The sequence below is a fragment of the Ruegeria sp. AA6 genome (assembly GCF_056542865.1).
The window spans coordinates 187,758-204,721 of record NZ_JBQGAN010000001.1 but is presented as its reverse complement, the minus strand read 5'-3'; the positions used below and the strand labels follow the sequence as shown (position 1 = coordinate 204,721).

At 56.7% G+C, this 16,964-nt stretch carries 22 protein-coding genes and 1 tRNA gene; 14 read left to right on the top strand and 9 right to left on the bottom strand.

Features of this window, described 5'->3' with window-relative positions; all coding sequences use genetic code 11:
* Nucleotides 1-19: 19 nt before the first annotated feature.
* The gene (locus tag ACR0LN_RS00925) at nucleotides 20-436 is read left to right on the top strand and encodes a GFA family protein (protein WP_480427064.1); all 417 of its coding nucleotides are present in this window, start codon (nucleotides 20-22) and stop codon (nucleotides 434-436) included.
* A 41-nt stretch (nucleotides 437-477) separates the two neighbouring features.
* Here ACR0LN_RS00925 and ACR0LN_RS00920 read toward each other — a convergent pair whose 3' ends face one another.
* Nucleotides 478-1,185 carry a thiamine diphosphokinase gene (locus tag ACR0LN_RS00920; protein ID WP_480427062.1) on the bottom strand — a complete coding sequence of 236 codons (708 nt, stop codon included), beginning with the start codon at nucleotides 1,183-1,185 and terminating at the stop codon, nucleotides 478-480.
* 123 nt (nucleotides 1,186-1,308) lie between these two features.
* Here ACR0LN_RS00920 and ACR0LN_RS00915 point away from each other — a divergent pair, with 123 nt between their 5' ends.
* Nucleotides 1,309-2,901, top strand: coding sequence for a hypothetical protein (locus ACR0LN_RS00915; protein ID WP_480427060.1), 1,593 nt, complete (start codon nucleotides 1,309-1,311; stop codon nucleotides 2,899-2,901).
* A gap of 185 nt (nucleotides 2,902-3,086) precedes the next feature.
* Nucleotides 3,087-3,647: an N-acetyltransferase family protein gene (locus ACR0LN_RS00910; RefSeq protein WP_480427058.1), complete on the top strand. Its 561-nt coding sequence runs from the start codon at nucleotides 3,087-3,089 to the stop codon at nucleotides 3,645-3,647.
* Nucleotides 3,648-3,662: 15 nt separating this feature from the next.
* Here the strand turns inward: ACR0LN_RS00910 and ACR0LN_RS00905 are convergent, their stop codons facing one another.
* The 5 genes from ACR0LN_RS00905 to nthA form a co-directional block, all read right to left on the bottom strand.
* Entirely contained in the window at nucleotides 3,663-3,905 is a 243-nt protein-coding gene (locus tag ACR0LN_RS00905) for a DUF2842 domain-containing protein (RefSeq protein WP_480427056.1), read from the bottom strand.
* The gene (locus tag ACR0LN_RS00900; RefSeq protein ID WP_480427055.1) at nucleotides 3,905-5,200 is read right to left on the bottom strand and encodes an adenylosuccinate synthase; all 1,296 of its coding nucleotides are present in this window, start codon (nucleotides 5,198-5,200) and stop codon (nucleotides 3,905-3,907) included. The genes ACR0LN_RS00905 and ACR0LN_RS00900 overlap by 1 nt, the downstream gene beginning before the upstream one ends.
* Before the next feature lie 212 nt (nucleotides 5,201-5,412).
* Complete coding sequence (locus ACR0LN_RS00895) at nucleotides 5,413-5,751, bottom strand: nitrile hydratase accessory protein (RefSeq protein ID WP_480427053.1); 339 nt, start codon at nucleotides 5,749-5,751, stop codon at nucleotides 5,413-5,415.
* Entirely contained in the window at nucleotides 5,748-6,425 is a 678-nt protein-coding gene (nthB, locus tag ACR0LN_RS00890) for a nitrile hydratase subunit beta (RefSeq protein ID WP_480427051.1), read from the bottom strand. Before nthB ends, ACR0LN_RS00895 begins: the two co-directional genes overlap by 4 nt.
* Entirely contained in the window at nucleotides 6,422-7,036 is a 615-nt protein-coding gene (gene nthA, locus ACR0LN_RS00885) for a nitrile hydratase subunit alpha (RefSeq protein WP_480427049.1), read from the bottom strand. The genes nthB and nthA overlap by 4 nt, the downstream gene beginning before the upstream one ends.
* Nucleotides 7,037-7,187: 151 nt before the next feature.
* Between nthA and secG the strand changes: the two genes are divergently transcribed.
* From secG to ACR0LN_RS00835, 10 genes are all read left to right on the top strand, one after another.
* Nucleotides 7,188-7,553: a preprotein translocase subunit SecG gene (secG, locus tag ACR0LN_RS00880; protein ID WP_480427048.1), complete on the top strand. Its 366-nt coding sequence runs from the start codon at nucleotides 7,188-7,190 to the stop codon at nucleotides 7,551-7,553.
* Between the two features lie 160 nt (nucleotides 7,554-7,713).
* Entirely contained in the window at nucleotides 7,714-9,357 is a 1,644-nt protein-coding gene (locus tag ACR0LN_RS00875; protein ID WP_480427046.1) for a CTP synthase, read from the top strand.
* A 101-nt stretch (nucleotides 9,358-9,458) separates the two neighbouring features.
* Complete coding sequence (locus ACR0LN_RS00870; RefSeq protein WP_480427043.1) at nucleotides 9,459-10,232, top strand: isocitrate lyase/PEP mutase family protein; 774 nt, start codon at nucleotides 9,459-9,461, stop codon at nucleotides 10,230-10,232.
* A gap of 90 nt (nucleotides 10,233-10,322) precedes the next feature.
* A complete protein-coding gene (locus tag ACR0LN_RS00865; RefSeq protein ID WP_480427042.1) occupies nucleotides 10,323-10,772 on the top strand; it encodes a tellurite resistance TerB family protein in 450 nt (149 codons plus the stop codon).
* 20 nt (nucleotides 10,773-10,792) lie between these two features.
* On the top strand, nucleotides 10,793-11,230 hold the full coding sequence (locus ACR0LN_RS00860; RefSeq protein ID WP_480427040.1) for a tellurite resistance TerB family protein: 438 nt from the start codon (nucleotides 10,793-10,795) through the stop codon (nucleotides 11,228-11,230).
* On the top strand, nucleotides 11,227-11,958 hold the full coding sequence (locus ACR0LN_RS00855; protein WP_480427038.1) for a phosphate/phosphite/phosphonate ABC transporter substrate-binding protein: 732 nt from the start codon (nucleotides 11,227-11,229) through the stop codon (nucleotides 11,956-11,958). The genes ACR0LN_RS00860 and ACR0LN_RS00855 overlap by 4 nt, the downstream gene beginning before the upstream one ends.
* Nucleotides 11,959-12,103: 145 nt before the next feature.
* Nucleotides 12,104-12,880, top strand: a complete 777-nt coding sequence (locus ACR0LN_RS00850; protein WP_480427036.1) for an ABC transporter ATP-binding protein — start codon at nucleotides 12,104-12,106, stop codon at nucleotides 12,878-12,880.
* A gap of 38 nt (nucleotides 12,881-12,918) precedes the next feature.
* The gene (locus ACR0LN_RS00845) at nucleotides 12,919-13,668 is read left to right on the top strand and encodes a transporter substrate-binding domain-containing protein (protein ID WP_480427033.1); all 750 of its coding nucleotides are present in this window, start codon (nucleotides 12,919-12,921) and stop codon (nucleotides 13,666-13,668) included.
* A 78-nt stretch (nucleotides 13,669-13,746) separates the two neighbouring features.
* Complete coding sequence (locus ACR0LN_RS00840) at nucleotides 13,747-14,634, top strand: ABC transporter permease (protein WP_480427031.1); 888 nt, start codon at nucleotides 13,747-13,749, stop codon at nucleotides 14,632-14,634.
* Nucleotides 14,631-15,437, top strand: coding sequence for an ABC transporter permease (locus tag ACR0LN_RS00835; RefSeq protein ID WP_480427029.1), 807 nt, complete (start codon nucleotides 14,631-14,633; stop codon nucleotides 15,435-15,437). Before ACR0LN_RS00840 ends, ACR0LN_RS00835 begins: the two co-directional genes overlap by 4 nt.
* 106 nt (nucleotides 15,438-15,543) lie before the next feature.
* On the opposite strand, the gene ACR0LN_RS00830 is transcribed toward ACR0LN_RS00835, so the two are convergent.
* Together ACR0LN_RS00830 and ACR0LN_RS00825 are read right to left on the bottom strand one after the other, a co-directional pair.
* Nucleotides 15,544-15,620 (bottom strand) — tRNA-His (locus tag ACR0LN_RS00830).
* A 47-nt stretch (nucleotides 15,621-15,667) separates the two neighbouring features.
* Nucleotides 15,668-16,150, bottom strand: coding sequence for a GNAT family N-acetyltransferase (locus ACR0LN_RS00825; RefSeq protein ID WP_480427026.1), 483 nt, complete (start codon nucleotides 16,148-16,150; stop codon nucleotides 15,668-15,670).
* 77 nt (nucleotides 16,151-16,227) lie between these two features.
* On the opposite strand from ACR0LN_RS00825, the gene ACR0LN_RS00820 reads away from it, so the two are divergent.
* A complete protein-coding gene (locus tag ACR0LN_RS00820; protein ID WP_170381572.1) occupies nucleotides 16,228-16,416 on the top strand; it encodes a DUF6324 family protein in 189 nt (62 codons plus the stop codon).
* A 4-nt stretch (nucleotides 16,417-16,420) separates the two neighbouring features.
* Here the strand turns inward: ACR0LN_RS00820 and ACR0LN_RS00815 are convergent, their stop codons facing one another.
* Nucleotides 16,421-16,852, bottom strand: a complete 432-nt coding sequence (locus ACR0LN_RS00815) for an MmcB family DNA repair protein (protein ID WP_480427678.1) — start codon at nucleotides 16,850-16,852, stop codon at nucleotides 16,421-16,423.
* Nucleotides 16,853-16,964 lie beyond the last annotated feature (112 nt).

Genomic DNA, 16,964 nt, shown 5'->3' with positions numbered 1-16,964 from the left:
CATCTACAGGAGGGAAACCATGCAGGGACATTGTCTGTGCGGCGCGGTCCGTTACGAGGTTGACCCTCCTGCCCTGTCTTGCGTTACATGCCATTGCGACAGCTGCAGGCGGCAATGCGCCGCCCCGCTGACCACCTATTTCGCCGTGCGCGACGGACAATGGCGCTGGACCGGAGAGGCACCGAAAACTTTTAACTCCTCGCCTGGCGTAGAACGCAGCTTTTGCCCGATCTGCGGCACGCCAATCTCATTTCGCTCGCAATCCATGTCGGGTGTTCTGCACCTCTATGTTGCAACGCTGGACGACCCGAACATGTTGCAGCCCACATTGCACGTGGCGCATGAGGAAAAGCTAAGCTGGTTGAAGTTGGGTGACGATCTGCCGACTTGCATCGGACCAGACTACACAAAGGTCCAACCGCTGCCTCAGACGTAGTTGAGTAACGCTAGCACGAAGGCCAAGCGATCAGTCGTTTTTCAATCTTCATGAGCGGGCCAGCGCCCTGTCTCACCTGACAGAAATGCTTGTATGACCTGATCCAATGCCTCGCGTGGCACCAATACCAACAAGCCGGGCCCGTCGACCAACAACTCCATATCCGCCAAAGCGCGATTGGAGGTTCCAACACGACCGCTCGGCTCTAGCACCAAGTCATCGATTGGCCATTCCAACCCACGGCTTTTGCCTGTTACTCGTTGCATTGGAAACAATGAGACCACATCGCCGGGGGTCAGACTAAGGGAAATTTTAGGCGGCGCATGGAATGCTATCTCGTGTTCTCCCACTAACAGGCAGGGATGATCCCGCAACCGCACTAACGCATTTAGTACCGCCAACTGGTGATCCAGCCGCCCACCAAGAAACCCGACACCTAGCACCAATGAAGCTTCGATGCTGCGAAGAGCTTTGTCAAAATCGGTGCTGTCTTGTTCAAGGATCGGGAACAGACAATCTTCTGGAATTCGGTCGCGATAGCCACTGTCCAACGAATCAAAATCGCCGATCACAGCGTCAGGCATACGACCCGAATCCATCACCGGAACCGCGCCACCATCTGCGGCCACAACCTTATTGACGCGATTTAGCGTCATAATTAAGTCTTCAGGACCTATTTGACCGCCACCGACCAACGCAATTGGTCCCTCAGAACGCACAATTGGTTTACTTTTTTGACGATTGATCATTTTTTCCCGGTTTTGGTCACATTGAGACCACAAAATGATAAGTTCATATACAAGGTTTCAAGCCACAGGTGTGCCTGTCGCAGTGTTGGGTGGCTTTCGTAGTTTGTAGAGGACGTGCGTCTGATGGTACAGAATAACAAGGTATTGACCGTTTCTTACGGGACCTTCTCATGCACTTTGGAAGGGTTTGACGATTCCTTTGAGACGATGAAGGCGATTGCCGAATACTTTCGGGATCTTGCTGCTGAGGATCGCTACTTTGGTTCTGAACCTCCGCAACCAGATACAGAAATGTTGACTCGGATCGCTCAGCGGGACGCGTCGCGCCGGGTAGAAGCCAGCCAGAATGATGCCGGTTTGCTGATCCGCGCCACTGAAGATGCTCCGACCGCGTCGGAACCCGTCGCCAGCACATCCGACATGGGCCTCATTGACACCCCACCCACGTCGCCCACCGCTCAATCGTTTTTTGCTGAGGCGGAAACCGTAGAAGATGCCCCGCCCCCCGCCGCTGACAGTATTGCCGCCAAACTGCAACGCATCCGGGCTGTTGTCTCTCATTCCGAAGAAAATTCGGTCATCTACACAGAAGATGAAGAAACGGCTTTGATGAAAAGTGCCGGTCCTTCTGATGCAGTTGCTGCGGCCTTTGCTGCCGGCTCATTGGACCCCGCGGATTTGAATGAGACCGCAGAGCCCACCCAACAAGATGAAACACCACCTCTGGCAGTGTCCGATGCCGAACTGACTGCCGAAGTCGAGGAGGTCGAGCTTTCGGAACTGGATAGCGAACCTGAGGAGCAGGAAACCGAAGCGCCAGACATGGCCCCCGAAGATCAACCCGAGGAAGACGCAGCCCTGTCGGGCACATGGTTTGTGGACCTCGATGAAGATGAAGAAGAAGCCAACATCCTCAGCAACATAGCGGCCGACAGTGATGTGGAAGCCGAATCCGAGGAAGGCATTTTTACCGAAGATGATGAGAACGATCTGCTGGAAGAGATATCCAACGTAGAGACCATTCTGGCAAACCGTTCAAGCAAAGCGGACGAGGAGAATCGGGGGCTGGATCAGGATGTTTCTCGCCTCATGGACAAAGCTGATGAGCGTTTGAATGACCCCAGCACCAGCAACCAACGCGAAGCTTACACTCATTTGCGCGCTGCCGTTGCTGCAACCGAAGCAGAACGCGGTGAAAAGGGGACCGAGAAGTCCGACGCGGATAAGGATGGCTATCGCGGAGACCTGTCTTCGGTGGTAAGCCCGCGGCGCCCCGAAGTCGAAGTAACGACCGTTCGCCCCAGCAGCGATGATACCGCGCCGCTCAAGCTTGTTGCGGAACAGCGTATCGACAATAGGGCCGAAGACGCAGGTCCAGTCTCTCCCCGCCGTGTTACAAGCGCTTCTGAGGAGGAAGCGCCAGAAGAAGGCGGCTTTGCCCAGTTCGCTCAGGAACAAGGCGCTCAATCCCTGCCGGACTTGTTAGAGGCCGCCGCAGCGTATCTTTCCTTTATCGAAGGGCAAGAACAGTTCTCGCGTCCACAGCTTATGAATAAGATTCGTTCGCTCAAGCAGGACGACTTCAACCGAGAAGAAAGCCTGCGTTCCTTTGGTCAGCTTTTGCGGGACGGCAAAATTGAAAAGGCAGGCGGAGGTCGTTTTTCGGCTTCGACCCAGATAGGGTTCCGCCCCGATGACGAACGAGCCGCAGGCTAATAGCCACGCCATTCACTGAAATAATGGGTCAGTGGTTTCTCTGGCCCATTTTTCTTGCAACGGCTAACTGCATTTCACGATCGGGACGCTATGGCGCAGCAGAAAACTATGCTGCACTGCAGAAATGTGTTAAACCAAGACGCAAGAAAACACCTTTTTGGCGCTGTTCAAACAAGGGTCCTGCCATGTATGAACTTCCAATCCGACGTCTCAGAATCTACGATAAACCCAAAATAATAAGCCACTTTAAAAACTTAGACGGCGAAGCTCTAGCGTCTCGGTTCGGAGCGTCGATCAGCCCTGCATGTGTTCAGAATTACCTTTCCGGTATACTGGACAATTCAGCGTTGGTATTCGGTGCCTTTCCGGATTCGTGCCTGCGCGGCGTGGGTGAACTGCGCATGCTACAGGACAATTACTCCAATATGGCCGAGGCCGCCTTTACGGTTGAAACCGCATGGCAGGACCGCGGTATCGGCGACGCCCTGTTGTCTCGGATCATTGCTGTCGCGCGAAATCGAGGCATTCGAGAAGTTCACATGCTCTGTCTTGCGACCAACCAGAAAATGCGGCGCCTTGCAGCAAAGCATGACGCAGACTTGAAACTGGTCTCAGGTCAGGCCGAAGCGACGCTGACTGCACCCTGGCCAACCCCTCTCAGTATGGCAGAAGAGATTTCAGGCGAGTATCATGCAATGGCTCGCGCCATCCTCAGCTGGCCTGTGTCTGACCGGTACACGGGCTGATCGCAGCGCGTGCCTTTAGTCCGAGGGTTGGTCCGGGTCCTCTTTGCCAACGCCCTTGAAGACGAATTTGAACGGCAGAGCCCACACAATTCCCAGCCCGACATAAACCAGCAGCTCCAGCCAGATCGGTGGGCGGTCAAGCCAATTCACAACCGTCACAACCGCCACAATGTAAACCGGCAACCCGATCAACAGCAGCACCAGCGACCAACGCCGCCGGGCTTTATAGCTGAGGCCGGGCTTCTCCTCACCGCTCATCAGTCAGCAAACGGGTCGGTCACCAGAATGGTGTCGTCCCGCTCCGGGCTGGTGGACAGAAGGGCGACGGGGCACTCGATCAGTTCCTCCACACGGCGCACATATTTGATCGCGTTGGCGGGCAGGTCTGCCCAGCTGCGCGCGCCTTCGGTGGATTCGCTCCACCCCGGCATTTCTTCGTAGATCGGCGTGCAGCGCGCTTGCTGATCGGCCGCGGTGGGCAGATAGTCCAGCCGTTCACCATCCAGCTCATAGCCTGTGCAGATTTTCAGCGTTTCGAACCCGTCCAGAACGTCCAGCTTGGTTAACGAGATACCATTTACACCGCTGGTCGCACAGGTCTGGCGAACCAAGCAGGCATCGAACCAACCACAGCGACGTTTGCGGCCAGTAGTGGTGCCGAATTCGTGCCCCCGTTCACCAAGGCGCTGACCGTCCGCATCCTCCAGCTCAGTCGGGAACGGGCCTTCACCCACACGGGTTGTATAGGCTTTGACGATACCCAGAACGAAATCAATCGAGCCCGGCCCGATACCCACACCTGTCGCCGCTTGACCCGCGATAACATTGGACGAAGTCACAAACGGGTAAGTTCCGAAGTCAATATCCAGCAACGCGCCTTGCGCACCCTCAAACAGAATACGCTTACCCGCCTTGCGCTTCTCATTGAGCACTTTCCAAACAGGCGCCGCGAAAGGAAGGATTTCAGCGGCAATCTCTTTCAACTGGGCGATCAGTGCGTCTCGATCGACCGGCTCAATCCCCAAACCTTTGCGCAGTGGATCGTGGTGCTGCAGTGCACGGTCCACGCGGGCCTCAAGTGTGGCTTCATCCGCCAGATCGGCTACGCGAACAGAGCGGCGTCCGACTTTGTCTTCGTAAGCCGGACCGATACCTCGGCCGGTGGTTCCGATCTTTGTGCCTTTGCTGGCGGCCTCTTCGCGTGCGCGGTCAAGCTCACCATGGATCGGCAGGATCAGCGGCGTGTTTTCGGCGATCATCAACGTCTCTGGCGAGATATCGACACCCTGCGCGCGGATTGTCCCAATTTCTTTGAGCAAATGCCACGGGTCCAGCACGACACCATTACCGATGACGCTCAGTTTGCCGCCGCGCACAACACCCGAAGGCAGCGCGTGCAGCTTGTAGACTTCGCCATCGATGACCAGTGTATGACCGGCGTTATGCCCGCCTTGAAAACGCGCGATCACATCTGCCCGCTCGCTGAGCCAGTCGACGATCTTGCCTTTTCCTTCGTCACCCCATTGGGCGCCGACAACAACCACATTGGCCATATCCGGTCCTTTTGCGCTGATTTATCAAACTCGGCTCATATAGCGGGGAGAATGCAGCAGGGAAACCGGTAATTCGCCGCAGATAAGAACCGCACTGCGCGCGGTGCCTCCGGCGGAGGTATTTATGGCCAGATGAAGAGCGGATCCCTTGTTCATCTGGCTATAAATACCTCGGGGGAGACGCCCGGAACGGGCGGCGGGGGCAGCGCCCCCTACTCGCTTGCGGTCAAATGCACCGGCTGACCGTGAGGCGTCTTCAGATAGGCCTCTTCCCACGCATTTCTGAGATTTGCGATTTCACCCTCCTCAGCCGCGCCCTGATCGGTCAACAGCTCTTCGAGTGTTTCCAACCATGCTTGGAAATAATCATCCCCACCATCCAAGTCGCGCTTCAACCCGTGACGCTTCAAGGTGTCGGAAAATCGAGCAGCCCAATCCGACCATTCGAATCGTCCGGCCTCATTCAATGCCACCGTCACAGCAAAGAGTTGCGCGTGCCAAGGTTGAGCAAAAACAGGTTCAGGCGCGGAATGAGTGACACAAGTTTTCATGCAGGCTCCAGATAGCTTTGCCACAGGTCCAGAACCACCTCGTCCTGTGGGTGCTCGGGCTTCGCCCACAACTCGGATGCGGCAAAAGCAACTGCGTAGAGCGGCTCAGGCGCCTCGCCTAAACCGTGGGCGTTTGCATCCGGCAGCACATGAGTACCGTGCAGCCGTACGATCCGGCCCTTTGCCCCTGTGGCGTAACTAGGCAGGCGGGTATGCCCACCCTCTACCAGGCGATTGGCCGCAAAACGCGCGGTGCAAACAACTTGTCCAATTGAGAAGCGAACCGGCACGTCCGAGGGGCGGTCCGCTGGCCCACCTTTGGCAAGAGCCGCAGAAACCGTCCCAGCCTTCAAAATGTGTGCGGATAAGGGATGTGGGCCGTATGTACCTTTGCCCGACAAATCCTCGATGGTGAGCACCCCTTTTTCCACCAGCAGATCGGCAAGACCCGAAATCCACTTTTCGTAGTATGAAAACCGCGCGTAGTCCTTTTGGGACAACCTCTCACGTGCATGACGTGAAACATCGATGTTCCATTGTCCCAAAAAGCCTGCGGCCAGAGTCACCGCCAGCGCCCGCCCATGCCAATCCTCGGCAAAAACCAGAGCGTCCTCCGCCTCGGGCGTAATGGGGCCATCTCCGAACCGACCGCCCATATCATGCACGCGGGTCATGACGGCACCTTGGGCAGGCCTGTCCCGATCATACTGTCGCGCGTGACAAGTGCTGTCAGTTCATCCTCGCTCAGCCCGTCGGCACCATCTGGTCGCATTGGCAAAACGAGATAGCGAATCTCGGCGGTCGAATCCCAAACCCGAACGGCTGCGTCAGGTGGCAGTTCGACCCCAAATTCGGCAAGCACCTTGCGCGGCTCTCGCACGGCACGCGCGCGGTATGCGTCGGATTTGTACCACCCCGGAGGGATGCCCAGTAGAGGCCAAGGATAGCAGCTGCAAAGAGTACACACGACCATGTTGTGCTGCTCGGGCGTGTTCTCGACAACCACCATGTGTTCGCCCTGACGCCCATAGTAGCCCAAATCCGCAACAACCGACGTAGCGTCTTCAAGCAGGGCGGCTTTGAACGCAGGGTCAGCCCAAGCCTTGGCCACGACGCGCGCGCCATTCTGCGGGCCGATCCTGTTTTGATAGGTATCGATGATTTCATCCAGCGCGGCAGGGTCGATCAGACCCTTGCGCGTGAGAATCGTTTCCAATGCTTTTACCCGAAGCGCGGGTTCAGGCGGCAGCAAGGCGTGCGGGTGATCGGGATCATCATGTGGCATGAACCGCAGCCTGCGTCAGCCATTGCCCACCTGTCCAGTCTCTTTGATGTGATACCACTTATCACGTGCGGTGATGCGAACTCCTCCCTTGCCCCCGATGGCAAACTTGCATAAGTACCACGCGATACACGCCACGCTGTACAGGACCACCATGGAAAACGTCGTTCTCATCATCCATCTTCTCTTGGCTCTGGGCCTGATCGCCGTTGTCCTGATGCAGCGGTCCGAAGGCGGTGGCTTGGGTATGGGCGGCGGTGGCGGTGGTGCCATGACCGGTCGCGCAGCAGCGACGGCTTTGGGCAAGGTGACCTGGATTCTGGCAGCGTGTTTTATCGTGACCTCGATCACGCTGACGATTCTGGCAGCCCAAAAATCCTCGGGCAGCTCGGTGATCGACCGTTTGGGCGTTCCAGCCCCGGCACCGACCGAGGAAAGCACACCGGCAGTTCCGTCGGCGAATGATCTTCTGCCTCCGGCACAGGGCGACAACGCGCCGCTGATTCCGCAAGCCGACTGATCCACAAAACCTAGAAACCTGGAGGAGAACTGCAACAGCATCTTGCGGTTCTCTTGCGCTATTGACGCGAATCCTTTATATGTGAAGTCCCGTGATGCAGCGGTTTTTCAACAACCGCCGGGCAGCTGATAATGACGTCTCACGGGAGCAGCCGAAAAACATGGCGCGTTTTATTTTCATCACTGGTGGTGTGGTTTCGTCCTTGGGTAAAGGACTGGCTTCGGCGGCTTTAGGATCGCTGTTGCAGGCCCGGGGATACTCGGTACGTCTGCGCAAGCTGGACCCCTATCTGAACGTCGATCCGGGCACGATGTCGCCGTTTGAACATGGCGAAGTGTTCGTCACCGATGATGGCGCGGAAACCGATCTGGACCTTGGTCACTATGAGCGCTTTACCGGTGTGGCCGCGCGCAAAACCGACTCGGTCAGCTCGGGGCGGATTTATTCCAACGTGCTCGAGAAAGAACGCCGTGGCGATTACCTCGGCAAGACCATTCAGGTCATTCCGCACGTCACCAACGAGATCAAGGATTTCATCGCCATTGGCGAAGATGAGGTCGATTTCATGCTGTGTGAGATCGGCGGCACCGTGGGCGATATCGAAGGACTGCCCTTCTTTGAAGCCATCCGCCAGTTCAGCCAGGACAAACCGCGTGGTCAGTGTATTTTCATGCACCTGACGCTGCTGCCCTACATCAAGGCGTCGGGCGAGCTGAAAACCAAGCCAACCCAGCACTCGGTGAAAGAACTGCGTTCGATCGGTCTGGCCCCCGACATTCTGGTCTGCCGTTCGGAAGGGCCGATTCCGAAGAAAGAGCGCGAGAAGCTGGCGCTGTTCTGTAACGTGCGTCCTGACAGCGTGATCGCGGCGCAGGACCTGAGCACCATCTATGATGCTCCGCTGGCCTATCACAAAGAAGGTCTGGACCAAGCGGTTTTGGACGCGTTCCAGATTAGCCCTGCCCCCAAGCCGGATCTGGCAAAATGGGAAGACGTCAGCGACCGCATCCATAACGCTGAGGGCGAGGTAAAAGTCGCAATCGTCGGCAAATATACGCAACTGGAAGACGCCTATAAGTCGATTGCCGAAGCGCTGACGCATGGCGGCATGGCCAACCGGGTGAAGGTCAAGGTCGAGTGGGTCGATGCCGAGGTCTTCGACACCGAAGACGCCGCGCCGTATTTGGAAGGCTTCCACGCGATCCTCGTGCCCGGCGGGTTCGGCGAGCGTGGCACCGAAGGCAAGATCAAAGCGGCGCAATACGCGCGCGAGCATAAGGTGCCCTATCTGGGCATCTGTCTGGGCATGCAGATGGCCGTGATCGAAGCCGCACGAAACGCGGCCGGCATCACCGAGGCAGGCTCCGAAGAATTCGACCATGAAGCGGGTAAAAGGCGTTTTGAACCCGTGGTTTACCACCTGAAAGAATGGGTGCAGGGCAACCATAAGGTCGAACGCAAAGTCGGCGACGACAAGGGCGGCACCATGCGTCTTGGTGCGTATAATGCGGTACTGGCCGATGGTTCGAAAGTGGCCGAAGTATATGGCGGTACTCAGATCGAAGAGCGCCACCGTCACCGTTACGAGGTCGACATCAAGTATCGCGAAAAGCTGGAAAAAGCAGGCCTGAACTTCTCGGGCATGTCTCCGGATGGGCGTCTGCCGGAAATCGTCGAATGGTCGGATCACCCTTGGTTCATAGGTGTGCAATATCACCCGGAACTCAAGTCCAAGCCGTTTGATCCGCACCCCCTGTTCCGCGACTTTGTACGCGCCGCGAAGGACAGCTCGCGTCTGGTCTGATCACGGACCGATAACAGTATTGTACCGGTCGGCGCAAAACCCTTTACGCGCCGACGGTTTACACGGTTAACTGCCGCCATAGCAGCGACAGGAGGCCGGCCATGACCAACCAGATCACCAAAGCAGAAACCTTTGCCGCCCTGCACCAAAAGGGCGATCCGGTCATCCTGTATAATATCTGGGACGCTGGCAGCGCTGGTGCCGTACGTGACGCCGGGGCCAAGGCGATTGCGACCGGCAGTGCTCCGGTCGCGATGGCGCAGGGGTACGGGGACGGGCAAAACATCCCGATGGATGCTGCACTGGACAATGCCCGCCGGATCGTCGCCGCAGTTGACCTGCCGGTGACCTTGGATTTTGAAGGGGCTTATGCGCAGGATGTTTTGGGTGTCGCTGCGAACGTTCAACGCGCTCTGGAAACTGGTGTGATCGGCTTCAACTTTGAAGATCAGATTGTGGGTAGCAGTGACCTTTATGACATTGAAACCCAAGAGGCGCGAGTTCGCGCCATGCGCGAAGGCTGCGACTCGGCCGGCATCCCTGCCTTCATCAATGCGCGCACTGATATCTTCCTGAAAGCCAAGCCTGAAACCCACAGCGACGCGATGCTGGACGAAGCCATCGCCCGAGCCAAAGCCTATGCCGATGCCGGGGCCAGCGGCTTTTTTGCGCCGGGGCTGAAGGATGAAGCGTTGATTGCACGGTTGTGCGAATCGACAAACTTACCGGTCAACATCATCGCGCTGCCCGGCACGCCCGATACCGCCACGCTGGCCGGGTTGGGTGTGGCCCGGATCAGTTACGGCCCTGTACCTTACCGGAAGATGCTGGGTTGGCTCACAGAACAGGCACAACAAGCGCTTTCAAAAGGCTGATTCAACCTGCACCGGCAATCTTGTGACCATCATGCCTATGACGGGTAGTCTGCGCTTGGCGGGCTACAAAATATGGAATAACCTCACGACATGTTGAAAAAGCTCTTTCAGGCCTTTCGCCCGCCGCAGCACGACACCTTGCCCGACCCGGATGCCGAGCTGGCTTTGGGTGCGCTGATGGTACGCGTGGCGCAGGCAGATCGGGACTACAAGCTCGAAGAAATCAGACTGATCGACCGCATCCTTGCGCGGCTTTATCAGCACAATGCGATTGAGGCCGCCAAAGTCCGCGCCACTTGCGAAAAACTGCACGCCGCAGCACCCGATACTGATACGTTCGGCAAGCTGATCCGTGAAACCACCGACCTGCAAGAACGCCTCGCCGCGATGGACGCCTTGTGGGAGGTTGTGCTGGCTGATGGCAATTCGGATGAGGGCGAGATCAAGATCGTGGAAGAGGCGCGTATTGCCATGGGCCTCAGCTACAATGACAGTCAAACCGCCCGCGATCGGGTGCAAAGGCGCTTGGAAGAACTTTAGACGCCATCTATATCTAAGCAATGTTTAGTGATTTCCTGTCCCGGCTCACGCAGCCCGCGCCCGATCCGCTTGCCGATGATGATGCTCGCTTGGCCCTGACGGCCCTGCTGGTGCGCATTGCCCGGTCCGACAATGACTATGCCGATACCGAAATGGCGCGAATCGACAAGATTTCGGCTGAACGCTATGGCCTGTCCCCTTTTGAGGCCGCAGCCCTGCGCGCCCGTGCTGAGGATCTGGAGGCCGAGGCCCCAGACACAGTTCGATTTACTCGCGCAATCAAAGAAGCTATCGCCTACGACGACCGGCTTGCGGTGGTGCAGGCTATGTGGTCCGTCGCACTGGCCGATGGGCACCGGACTGGTGAGGAAGATTCCTTGTTGCGCCTGGTGGTCAGCCTGCTTGGTGTCAGTGATGTGGACTCGGCTCTGGCCCGTCAAAAGGCTGCCAAGTCGTGATTGCGATGCTGGGCATGTACGACATGCCCGCGCTGCAACCTGCGAACGACCACTTTTGGAGGTTGATTCGCGAGCATTTGGGGTATGGCCCTGATCGCCTGACACGTGACGCCGACTTTTGGGAAATCTGGTTAAGTCCCGACCTTATTTTTGCACAGACATGCGGCATGCCATACCGCACGCGTCTGCATGGCAAAGTCCAATTGATCGGCACACCGGATTATGGGTTGGAGCGGTGCCCACCCGGCTACTACCGTTCTGTTTTCATTGCCCGGCAGGACGATTCCCGCGATTTGGAGCAACTTTCGACGGGTACATTTGCCTTTAACGAAGCGTTATCACAGTCAGGCTGGGCCGCCCCAATGGTTCATCTGCAAGCCCTTGAACTAAGCCCCGGCACGACCCTTGGGACCGGTGGACATGCGCTGTCCGCCCACGCAGTGGCGAAGGGCCGGGCCGACTATGCCGCATTGGACGCATTAACCTGGGAATTGCTCAAAACGCATTCAGATCTGGGCGAATTGTTGCGTGAGATTGCGTATACCCCCCCTACACCTGCATTGCCGTATATCACTGCCAAGGACAAAGATGCACGCGCCGTCACCCTGGCAGTTCGGTCAGCGATTCAGGACCTTTCGCCAGCTGATCGAAACGCGCTGCACTTGCGCGACCTGATAGACATAACGGCAGAGGACTACCTTGCGGTTCCCAACCCGACTTCAAATTAGGCTGATTGGCTCATTCGATAACCAATTTGGCAAAAACATTTAGTCAGTTTGACGATTTCGGGCTCCTATAGAGTCAATTGCGCATTGCATTGCCCCGAAATTTAAGCCCTATTACCGCACCAACAACACAACACATGGGCCCCCCGTGACAGATTCCTCTCCCGTCATCGAAATCAAGAACCTCCACAAAAGTTTCGGCCATCTTGAAGTGCTGAAAGGGGTCGACATCACGGCCAGACGCGGAGATGTCGTTTCGCTGATCGGGTCGTCCGGGTCAGGCAAATCCACCCTTCTGCGTTGCTGCAACCTGCTGGAAGACAGCCGGCAGGGCGAGATTCTGTTCAAGGGCGAACCCGTGCGTTGGTCAGGTGACATGCATCACCGTCGCCCTGCCGATCCGAAACAGGTCATGCGCATCCGCACCAACCTGTCCATGGTTTTTCAGCAATTCAACCTGTGGGCGCATATGACCATCTTGCAAAATGTGATGGAGGCCCCGGTGACCGTGCTGGGCCGCGACCCGAAAGAGGTCGAGGACAGCGCGCGCAGGTATTTGGAAAAGGTCGGCATCGGCGACAAGTGCGACGTCTACCCTGCGCAGCTTTCGGGTGGGCAGCAACAGCGTGCCGCCATCGCCCGTGGCCTGTGCATGGAGCCCGAGGCGCTGCTGTTCGATGAACCCACCTCGGCGCTGGACCCGGAACTGGAACAAGAGGTTATCAAGGTGATCAAGGATCTGGCCGCCGAAGGTCGCACCATGATCATTGTGACGCACGACATGAAAATGGCCGCCGATATCTCAAGCCATGTCGTATTCCTGCACCAGGGTCTTATCGAAGAAGAGGGTCTGCCGGAAGATATCTTCACGTCCCCCGAGTCCGAACGACTTCGGGGCTTTCTCTCCGCCACCAAGGCGGCTTAAATTGACTTCAGGACAGAAAACAAACTGGGGAGTATCCAATGAAAAAACTGATTCTGACCACTGCAGCTCTGGCGCTTGGCGCTGGCATGTCCATCGCGGACACCGTCCGAATGGGCACCGAGGGTGCCTACCCTCCGTACAACTTCATCAATGACGCGGGTGAAATCGACGGCTTCGAACGTGACGTCGGCGACGAACTGTGCAAGCGCGCTGGCCTGGAATGCGAATGGGTCAAGAACGATTGGGATTCGATTATTCCGAATCTGGTCTCGGGCAACTACGACACCATCATTGCAGGCATGTCGATTACCGATGAGCGTGATGAGGTCATCGACTTTACTCAGGACTACTACCCACCAACGGCTTCGGCCTATGTCGCGACCTCTGACGCGGCAGATGTTACGGGTGGTGTTGTTGCGGCTCAAACTGCAACCATTCAGGCGGGCCACGTCGCCGAATCCGGCGCAACCCTGGTCGAATTTGCAACCCCTGAAGAAACCATCGCGGCCGTGCGCAACGGCGAAGCCGATGCTGTTCTGGCAGACCGGGACTATCTGGTCCCGTTAGTCGAGGAATCGAGTGGTGAGCTGGTATTTATCGGCGACCCGGTTCCGCTGGGTGGCGGTGTCGGCATGGGCCTGCGTGAAAGCGACGGAGAACTTCGCGGCAAGTTCGACGAAGCAATAACGTCGATGAAAGCCGACGGCACACTGAACGAAATGCTGATCAAGTGGTTTGGTGAAGACACCGCCACGTACGGTGCTGACGGTTCCGTCGTTACCAACTAATTTTGATCTACCCCGGTCCGGCGCCTCAGCGCCGGACCCATTCCGGCCTTGCCGGAACAGACGTTCGAAAGACGCCATATGTTCTCCTATTGCACTGATCCTGACACGCTGGGCACGTTCCGCTGGTTCTCGTGCTACCTGACCAATGGCGTCCATTGGTCGTTCTATCTGTCCTTTATTAAAGTTCTGGCCTTGCTGGCTGTGACCGCCCCGGTCGCGCTTAGCTTTGGTTTTGCAGGTGCCATGGCTGCGCGGTCACATTTTCCACCGCTCAGTTTGCTGGGCAAGGCTTACATAGCGATTGTGCGCGGCGTGCCCGACATCGCCTTCTTTCTCTTCTTCGTCATTGCACTGGATCAGGGGTTCGAGTGGATCCGCCACAAGATCCTCTGCCCGGACTGGACCGATCCAATCCGTCAGGGCAACGACTTCCTCGTCTGCCAAGCCGCCAAACTGCCTCTGGGTACTGCCCCTGAATGGGTGCATGAAACCTACGGTTTCTTTCTTGCGGTCATCACATTTTCCATTGTGTTCGGCGCCTTCGCCGCCAACGTCCTGTTCGGCGGCATGCGCGCAGTGCCGCATGCGCAACTGGAAACCGCCGAAGCCTACGGTATGACTCGCCGCCAAACCTTCTGGCGCATCCTCGTGCCTCAAATGTGGGTCTACGCGCTGCCCGGATTGTCCAACCTGTGGATGGTGCTGATCAAGGCCACACCCCTACTGTTCCTGCTTGGGGTCGAGGACATCGTCTATTGGGCCCGTGAATTGGGCGGCACAAAAACGTCGAAATTTACGCAGTATCCCCATGGAGACTGGCGTATGTGGTACTTCCTCGGCCTGTTGATTTTCTATCTCGGTATGACCCGAGTCTCGGAAATTGGGCTTGAAAAATTGATGCGCCGACTGTCCCACGGTCAGGCCACATCCGGCGGAGAGCTTCTGCGCAAGGAGACCACGGCATGAGCTGCCTCCAGACCATTCAGGATTATGCCCTCCGTTCAATCGGCTTCGGGGAACGTCTGCTACCCAAAACTGATTTCACCCTGTGTGAACATTTCACCCTGATCGGCTCGGGAATGATCTGGAATATCTATTTCGGGATCATGGCGATGGTAACTGGCTTCTTTCTCGCCACGGCTCTGGCGGTTGGCAAAGCCTCATCGAACAAATGGCTGCGTAAACCATCCGAGTGGTTCATCTTCTTGTTCCGCGGCTCGCCACTGTTCATCCAGTTCTTCTTTGCCTATTTCTTCTTCCTGTCGCTGAAGAAGCCCTACCCGATGTTTGACGCCTTTACCTCGGCCTGGTTGGGTGCCCTAATCGTGCTTTTCCTGAACACGTCCGCCTATTCGGGCGAGATTTTCTACGGCGCGCTTCGTTCAATCCCCAAGGGGGATATTGAGGCTGCAGATGCCTATGGCATGACCGGTAGGTCCCGGTTCCGTCGCATCATCTGGCCAACCATGTTGCGACTGGCTTGGCCCGCCTACACGAACGAAGCAATCTTTGTGTTCCAATCCACAACTTTAGTATTTTTCTCGGCCTTCCCGGCCTGGCAGCAACGCGGAGACGCGCTGTATTACGCCAGCTATTTTGCGGACAAAACGTTCAACCCGTTCATCCCCTACCCGATTTTGGCCTTCTACTTCATTCTGCTGACGCTGGTCGTCATTTGGGTGTTTGGTCTGGTGAACAAGCGGCTGAACCGGCACTTGCCCGCAGCCAAGCGGAGCAAAATGAAACTGAAACTGAACCTGGCGCGCTAACTATAGGCGCGCCAGCGACCGTTTTGCCCCTGCAAACCTTTCAATCCCAAAAACACACAAAGAGCGCCACGGGGCGCTTTTTTTTAACTTCTGTTTTCGGAAGAAGTGGTACCGCCTCCCTGGCTTGAACAGGGGACCTCTGGATCCACAATCCAGCGCTCTAACCAACTGAGCTAAGGCGGCACTCGTGAGGGGCGATGTACCGAACGCGCCGGGGGAATGCAAGAGGATTAAAGCCGAATTTTCCAGCTTTGTTCGACAAGATCGACCCCAAAGGAATGCACTGGTTTGCTGTCCAACAATTCCCATCCATTGCGCCGATAAAGCGCGCAAGCCGCACGATGGCTTTCATGTGTCCAGAGCCGCATTTCCGTAAAACCTACGCTGCGTGCGAAGCCCATGCAGGTGTCAAGCATGCGCTGACCCAATCCCTGCCCTCGTACCTCTGGCACAAGCAGAAAGAGCCTCAGCTTTGCGGTTCGGTTATCCAGTTCGACACAGAAGATGCTGCCCAGCCTCTCGCCTTCGCGTTCGGCGATCCAGCCCCTTTCGCGCGCCGGATCGTGCTCGGCGACAAAATTCTCGAGAATCTGCTGAACCAGGTCGCCAAAAGAGCCATCAAACCCTTCGTCACGCGCATAGAATTTGCCATGCTGCTCAACTAACCAGGCAGTATCTGAAGCTTGAAAGGGTCTGATCTGAATACTTTCCATACCACACCAAACCGCAAAGGCGGCTTGATTCTCAACCCTTTGCGCGCTAGCACAAACGCTCAGTCCCGGAGGCGAACATGGGTATCAACACCGAACGCGACATTCAGGCGAACCTGCAGATCGGTCCCACCGATCAAGGCATGATACGGCTGTTCATCGAGGCCGACGGCATCGAAATCCCTATGGACTTCGACCCGGAAGAAGCCGAGGAAATCGCGGACGAAATCCGCGCCGCCGCTCAGGCCGCCCGCGCCGTCAAACGCTGAGCACTCAAATTCTTGGGTCGCGCAGCGCCTGCAATCTGCGCGCCGCGTCAGTTGCGAACTTCTGGATCATCTTCTTGCGGCGTGCCGGGGCAAGCTTATCTTCCGGTGCCATGCGTACGATCTCGGCGTCATAGGCGTCTGCTATAATCAGCCCGGATTCTTGCGGCAACAATTCGGTGGGAAAGTCGATATCCACGGCCCAGAAGAATCGGTCGCACCATTCCAGATAGCCCTGCCATTTGGAATCCGATTGATAATCGGCCCGACTGGATTTGCATTCAATGACCCAAAGTTCACCCTTGGGACCCAGCCCCATGACGTCAACGCGCAAACCGCGAGCTGGAACAAATTCCTCAACCGAAACAAAGCCATGTGCCGACAAATGCCGGGCAACGCCACGCGCTAATTTTTGTCCAGGTTGCAAATCAAGTGTCATTTGAAAAATGTGAACAATTAGCGAACAAAAATCAAGTGCAGCCTTTAACTTGACATGATACCATTTGGTACTGCATTTATGTAATACCGAATGGTATCTTTTATGGTGAACC

Coding starts and splice junctions, on each gene's coding strand:
- ACR0LN_RS00925 (WP_480427064.1), top strand. CDS start 20: ATGCAGGGACATTGTCTGTGCGGCGCGGTCCGTTACGAGGTTGACCCT.
- ACR0LN_RS00920 (WP_480427062.1), bottom strand. CDS start 1,185: ATGATCAATCGTCAAAAAAGTAAACCAATTGTGCGTTCTGAGGGACCA.
- ACR0LN_RS00915 (WP_480427060.1), top strand. CDS start 1,309: ATGGTACAGAATAACAAGGTATTGACCGTTTCTTACGGGACCTTCTCA.
- ACR0LN_RS00910 (WP_480427058.1), top strand. CDS start 3,087: ATGTATGAACTTCCAATCCGACGTCTCAGAATCTACGATAAACCCAAA.
- ACR0LN_RS00905 (WP_480427056.1), bottom strand. CDS start 3,905: ATGAGCGGTGAGGAGAAGCCCGGCCTCAGCTATAAAGCCCGGCGGCGT.
- ACR0LN_RS00900 (WP_480427055.1), bottom strand. CDS start 5,200: ATGGCCAATGTGGTTGTTGTCGGCGCCCAATGGGGTGACGAAGGAAAA.
- ACR0LN_RS00895 (WP_480427053.1), bottom strand. CDS start 5,751: ATGAAAACTTGTGTCACTCATTCCGCGCCTGAACCTGTTTTTGCTCAA.
- nthB (WP_480427051.1), bottom strand. CDS start 6,425: ATGACCCGCGTGCATGATATGGGCGGTCGGTTCGGAGATGGCCCCATT.
- nthA (WP_480427049.1), bottom strand. CDS start 7,036: ATGCCACATGATGATCCCGATCACCCGCACGCCTTGCTGCCGCCTGAA.
- secG (WP_480427048.1), top strand. CDS start 7,188: ATGGAAAACGTCGTTCTCATCATCCATCTTCTCTTGGCTCTGGGCCTG.
- ACR0LN_RS00875 (WP_480427046.1), top strand. CDS start 7,714: ATGGCGCGTTTTATTTTCATCACTGGTGGTGTGGTTTCGTCCTTGGGT.
- ACR0LN_RS00870 (WP_480427043.1), top strand. CDS start 9,459: ATGACCAACCAGATCACCAAAGCAGAAACCTTTGCCGCCCTGCACCAA.
- ACR0LN_RS00865 (WP_480427042.1), top strand. CDS start 10,323: ATGTTGAAAAAGCTCTTTCAGGCCTTTCGCCCGCCGCAGCACGACACC.
- ACR0LN_RS00860 (WP_480427040.1), top strand. CDS start 10,793: ATGTTTAGTGATTTCCTGTCCCGGCTCACGCAGCCCGCGCCCGATCCG.
- ACR0LN_RS00845 (WP_480427033.1), top strand. CDS start 12,919: ATGAAAAAACTGATTCTGACCACTGCAGCTCTGGCGCTTGGCGCTGGC.
- ACR0LN_RS00840 (WP_480427031.1), top strand. CDS start 13,747: ATGTTCTCCTATTGCACTGATCCTGACACGCTGGGCACGTTCCGCTGG.
- ACR0LN_RS00835 (WP_480427029.1), top strand. CDS start 14,631: ATGAGCTGCCTCCAGACCATTCAGGATTATGCCCTCCGTTCAATCGGC.
- ACR0LN_RS00825 (WP_480427026.1), bottom strand. CDS start 16,150: ATGGAAAGTATTCAGATCAGACCCTTTCAAGCTTCAGATACTGCCTGG.
- ACR0LN_RS00820 (WP_170381572.1), top strand. CDS start 16,228: ATGGGTATCAACACCGAACGCGACATTCAGGCGAACCTGCAGATCGGT.
- ACR0LN_RS00815 (WP_480427678.1), bottom strand. CDS start 16,852: ATGACACTTGATTTGCAACCTGGACAAAAATTAGCGCGTGGCGTTGCC.